General features: G+C 32.3%; 5 protein-coding genes. All 5 read left to right on the forward strand.

Annotated features, from left to right (window positions below; translation table 11 throughout):
• On the forward strand, nt 1-999 hold a 999-nt coding region (locus ACO4PX_RS01495), incomplete at its 5' end, for an O-antigen polymerase (RefSeq protein WP_485571061.1).
• A 42-nt stretch (nt 1,000-1,041) separates the two neighbouring features.
• Nucleotides 1,042-2,172, forward strand: coding sequence for a DegT/DnrJ/EryC1/StrS aminotransferase family protein (locus ACO4PX_RS01500; RefSeq protein ID WP_485571063.1), 1,131 nt, complete (start codon nt 1,042-1,044; stop codon nt 2,170-2,172).
• Nucleotides 2,165-3,145 carry a glycosyltransferase family 2 protein gene (locus ACO4PX_RS01505; RefSeq protein WP_485571064.1) on the forward strand — a complete coding sequence of 327 codons (981 nt, stop codon included), beginning with the start codon at nt 2,165-2,167 and terminating at the stop codon, nt 3,143-3,145. Before ACO4PX_RS01500 ends, ACO4PX_RS01505 begins: the two co-directional genes overlap by 8 nt.
• Nucleotides 3,146-3,186: 41 nt before the next feature.
• A complete protein-coding gene (locus ACO4PX_RS01510; protein WP_485571066.1) occupies nt 3,187-4,137 on the forward strand; it encodes a GNAT family N-acetyltransferase in 951 nt (316 codons plus the stop codon).
• Nucleotides 4,138-4,154: 17 nt separating this feature from the next.
• The coding region (locus ACO4PX_RS01515) for a lipopolysaccharide biosynthesis protein (protein ID WP_485571068.1) at nt 4,155-5,327 on the forward strand (1,173 nt) is incomplete at its 3' end.

Genomic DNA, 5,327 nt, shown 5'->3' on the forward strand with positions numbered 1-5,327 from the left:
AGAAGTGAGGCTGTAGGTTATTCATTAGATATAAAATATAATCGGAATTTGTTTAGATTGTACTTTTCTATCGCTATAATAGGTTTATTTTTTGCAGTTCAACACATTATAAGAGGGGTGACATACAAAATATATGGTAATCACTATCTAGATAATTTGAGACATTATTCTACTTATGTACATATGGTAAGTGGGCTTGGAAAATATGGTCCTGTTTTTGCTAATATTATTATGTTGATGATGTCTTACAAGGTATTTATTTTAAATAATAGATGCAATAAGGATATATTTTTACTATGTCTTAGTTATGTAATCTATTTTATATATATGGCAATGGATTTATCGAGAACAGTTATATTATTTGCATTTATGACTATTCTATTTATTTATTCAATAGGTATGCAAAAAAGAAAAAAATTTAATAAAAGGTTTAAGATTATAATAGGCATTGCTGTAGTGATGCTGTTTCTATGTTTTGACTTTATTGCTAAGCAAACTAATCGAGCTATTGTTGCGAATGGAGATTCATGGTGGGTCTTTTATTTTGGAAGTCAGTTTTATGTATTAGATTATATTATTCCATTTAAAGGGAGACTATATGGTATAAAAAGCCTAGGTATTATAGGAAGAGCTTTAGCAAGGGCTGGTTTGTTACCAAGTGCTGGAAGAGATGAATTGCAGGTGCTCTTAAATTCGATGGGATCTCCTGTGTCTTCATTTGTGTCAGGTCCTTATCTTGACTATGGGATAATTGGTTCGGTGCTGGTTATGATATTTTATGGCATATGTATTGGCTATATTTATAAGAGATATAGAAGATCTGGTGGCCTTTGGATTATTGCATATGCAACGTGCGTGTATCAATGTGTCCTAGCATTTTACGCATTTTGTTTTGGAGATAGTATGCAAATATATATATTTGTTTTATTATTTTTGATGTGTAATACTAAAATAAATGGATTTTCGTATATGACCCATACCTCCAAAAGTTCTATATGAGTTTTAGAGGGGAGTTTATTTCAAAGTGAAAGGAAAATTAAGATGATTAATGTGATGCAACCTACTCTTGGAAAGGAAGAACTAGATGCTATTAAATCTGTATTTGATTCAAATTGGCTCGGAAAAGGAGAAATTGTCGCCAATTTTGAAAAAATGTATGCGGAACATCTTGGAACTTCGGTAAATCATGTATTATCAACAAATTGTTGTAGTGAGGGACTATTTAGTTCGATGTATCTTTGTGGAATTCAGCCAGGTGACGAAGTAATAGTACCAACTTTGAGTTTTGTTGGAGCGGGGAATGCGGTTTGTGTCAATGGTGCAAAATTGGTTCTTTGCGATGTTGATCCACGAACATTGAATGCTAGGGCTGAGGATATTGAAAAGGTGATAACTCCTAAGACCAAAGCAATACTGTTACTTCATTTTGGAGGTGTTCCATGTGATATGGATAAGATTATGCCTTTAGCTAAGGCGTATGGGTTAAAAGTTATTGAGGATTGTGCTGCTGGGGTATGTTCTAAATACAGAGGTCATGCGCTGGGGACAGATGGGGATATGGCTATGTGGTCATTTGACGCAATGAAGATTTTAGTGTGCGGAGATGGAGCAATGCTACATTTTAAGGATCCGGAAATGAGAGAAAAGGCAGACAAATGGCTTTATTTTGGCCTAGAATCTAAAAGTGGCTATGAAAATAGCGTTGCACAAAAATGGTGGGAATTTGATATTTCATCTTATGGTCATAGAGCAATCATGAATAATATAACTGCTGCAATGGCTATAGAACAATTAAAAAAATTACCATTATTTATGGAAAAAAGAGAAGCTGTACATAATGCATATAATGATGGACTTGGTGATTTAAATTGGCTAGATATACCGTTGCCTTTAGAAGAAGGGAGCCGTTCTTCTTTTTATTTTTATCATATTCAATTAAAGAATGGGAAACGAGATGAACTTGCAAGATACCTTCGAGAAAAAGGTATCTATACAACTTATAGATATTTTCCTTTGCACAGGGTACCTTATTATGGAGTAGAGGGGACATTTCCTAATGCAGATCATGCGACGGATAATACTCTTTGTTTGCCTTTGCACCAGAGTTTAAAACCATCTGAGATGGAACAGATTATTGAAGAAATAAGGAAATTCGGTAAAATATATGGTTAAGGAAAGTGCTTATAAGAAAGATGCAAGAGTTGGGAATATGGGTGACGTATATGTGACCGTCTATGTGCTTTGTTATAACTCTGAAAAAACAATAACTGATACATTGGATAGCATTTATTCACAGACTTATAAATATATAGATTTGCTCATTAGTGATGATGCATCTACTGATGGATCCTTGGATATTATTAATGATTGGATTAAGCATTATTCTGAAAGATTTAGGACAATCAGAGTGCTAAAAAATAGCAAAAATGAAGGAATTAGTAAAACTTTTGATAGTTGTGTAAAAAGTTGCAATACTGAATGGCTGAAGGTAATTGCTGCAGACGATATTTTGATGCCTGAATGTATAAGCAAAAATATAAGACATGTAAAAGAACATTCTATTAATTCGCTTTTATATTCTCAAGATTTAGTCTTTGTTAAAGATATCAAAACTGCTAAAAGGAGAGAAAAATATGAGCAAATGTATATGAAAAAATTAAGCGCTTTGCCTCCAAAGCAGCAGTTCAGACACCTTCTGCATAGAGAGATTATGTTTGCCCCTACAACATTTATAAATGCTGAAACCTATAAATTAATAGGAGGTATTTCGACAAAAGTCAAAAATATTGAGGATTCACCTTTAGCTTTGAGTTTTACTGGGTCAGGATATTCTATAAACTTTATGGATGAAGATACTGTATATTATAGACAAGGTGAATCAGTTTCTAGAAGCTTAGGATATATTTATAATAGAAATCATATCCAGCAAATTATGGTCTTAAAACGAGAGTTAATATATCCTTTTATTTACTGGTATGATTTTCCATTTTGGTATGATGAGCTTATTACAAATTTAAGGTATAAATTTGTTTTAGATATTTTAGGGAATAAAGACAGTTATATAAATCGTTTAATAAACTATAGACTGATGGGATTGACATTCTCCGGATGGAAGAAAATGTTTTTAAAATGGTTATATAGATAAAAAATGACTTATTATTTAATCTACAAGAAGAAGGAATTCATATGAATATTAGAGAATTAAAATTAAAAGATGCACCGCTAATGCTTGAGTGGATGCATGACGAAAGTGTTGTGAAAGAATTAAAAGAACAGTTTTCATCGAAAACACTTGCTGATTGTGAAGCTTTTATACGAAATAGTTTTTTCTCTAAGAATAATATTCATATGGCTATTGTTTCTGATGCAGATGAATATATGGGGACAGTTAGTTTGAAGAATATTGAGTGCCAAACTGCTGAGTTCGCAATAGTAGTAAGGAATTCTGCCATGCATAAAGGGTATGCATGGAGAGGGATGGAATTGATTATAAAGAAAGCATTTGAAGACTTTGGCTTAGAAAGCTTGTATTGGTGTGTTTCAAGAGAAAACACAAGAGCAATTAAGTTTTATGATAAACATAATTTTAAGGAAGCATTGGATATACCAAATGAAATTCGTAGACGATATCAAGGGATGGATCATCTAAAATGGTATTCAATTTTAAAGGGTGATGATATTAATGTAAGGGAGTCTGTCGCTGGTTGCAAAATTATGAGGATACCAACTATTCCAACAATTAATTCTGGAGAGTTGTCATTTTTTGAAGGGAATAGAACGATTCCTTTTGAAATAAAGAGGATTTATTTTATATCTAAAGTACCAAAGGGTGTAAAAAGAGGATACCATTCTCATAAGTCGCTTCAACAATTTATTTATTGCCCTTATGGCTGTGTTCGTTTGATATTAGAAAATGAAAATGGTAGAGATGAAATCGAACTTAGAGATCCTTCGATTGGTGTACTAATAGACAAACCTACTTGGAGAGAGATGCTATGGATGGTCGAAGATTCTGTTTTATGTGTAGCTGCTTCAGACTATTATTCCCCAGACGATTATATAAGAGACTATGATGAATTTAGAAATTATCTGAAAGTACAAGGTGAATTTAGTAAAAGTGATTTTGAGAGTAAATAGAAAGGGTAGGAAAAATAGTGAAGGGATTTTTAAGCCTGAGGTCTGCTAACATAGAAGCCAAAGCATCTTTGGCATATTTGATATGCAATATTATCCAAAAGTCAATCACGTTCCTTACATTACCACTCTTTACAAGACTATTAACAACAACACAGTATGGACAGTATAATATTTACACGTCCTGGTCTGCTATACTATCTATTTTTACTACATTAAATCTGCCATATGGAACATTTGGAAGAGCAATGGTAAAGTTTGATAATGATAGGGATGGATATATTTGTGCAGTACAAACACTTTGTACTGTACTTAGCTTATTATTCATTCTCATATATTTCCCATTTAATGGATATTTAGTTAAAATTGTTAAATTGCCCATGAGCATTATTCTGATTATGGTAGGAGAAATTTTATTTTCGACATCTATTCAGTTTTGGTTTGGAAAAAATAGATTTGAATTTCAATATAAAAATGTTGTTTTAGTTACTATTTCTATGGCATTAATTTCTCCTATTTGTGGATTAATTTTTGTGCTTAATTCCGAGGAAAAAGGATATGCTAGAATTATAGGATTTGCAGTTATTACAATGATGTTTGGTTTAGTGATTTATATAAGAAATTATATACATGGGAGAATTGTATATAAGCAAGAATATATTCGTTATGCAATAGGGTTTAATGTGCCATTAATAGTTTACTATTTATCTCAAGTACTTTTTGGTCAATGCGATCGTCTAATGATAGACTATTTTTGTGGGACAGATAAAGCGGGAATATATGGTGTTGCCCAACAATTAGCATTGGCACTTAATTTTGTATTAACATCTATCAATGGAGCATATACTCCATGGATGTATGGGAAGATAAAGGAAAAACACTATAAGGACAATGTGAATATATCTCTGATAATTGCTGTGTTAATGTCATCTCTATTATTAGGCATAATTTGGATGGCTCCCGAAATAATTATGATTCTTGGAGGTATTCGATATATAGAGGCAATCTGGGTGGTTCCTCCAATCGCAATGAGCTTACTTCTTTTATTTTATGCACAATTGTTTATTAATCTTCAGTTTTATATGGAAAGAAAATCCGAGCTAATTGTAGGATCGATTTTGGCTGCAGCATTAAATGTCATTCTAAATCAATTGTATATACCGCGTTTTGGTTATTTTGTGGCAGGATATACT

The sequence above is a fragment of the Oribacterium sp. genome (assembly GCF_057249185.1).